Source organism: Lysobacter sp. ESA13C (assembly GCF_019970005.1).
Lineage (GTDB): Bacteria > Pseudomonadota > Gammaproteobacteria > Xanthomonadales > Xanthomonadaceae > Lysobacter > Lysobacter antibioticus_B.
In genome coordinates, this window is the sequence record NZ_JAHXYK010000051.1 from 1 (window position 1) to 258 (window position 258).

A 258-nucleotide genomic window follows, 5' to 3' on the forward strand; every position below is an offset into this window, starting at 1 on the left:
ACTGCGCCGCGTCCTTCCAGTCCAAACGCGCGCGCAGCGCCGCCACCTTCGCATCCGGCCGCGCCGACGAGGTGTGGATCGCGGTACCGTTGTAGTAACGGCGCTGCGAATCGACATCGAACCGGCCCGAGTAGCCCAGCAGGCTGCCCTGCCATTGTTCGCCGAACTTGAACGCCGCCTCGCCGAGCAGGTATTCGCCTTCGGACTTGCCTTGGCTGCCAAGGTCCCACTCCTGCCGCGCCTTGGCCTTGCCCAGGC

Annotated in this window: 1 protein-coding gene; it reads right to left on the reverse strand. The window is 67.4% G+C overall.

Going from position 1 to position 258, the window contains the following annotated elements; translation table 11 throughout:
• A partial coding sequence (locus LC490_RS24295) for a hypothetical protein (protein WP_223621912.1) occupies positions 1–258 on the reverse strand: 258 nt, incomplete at both ends.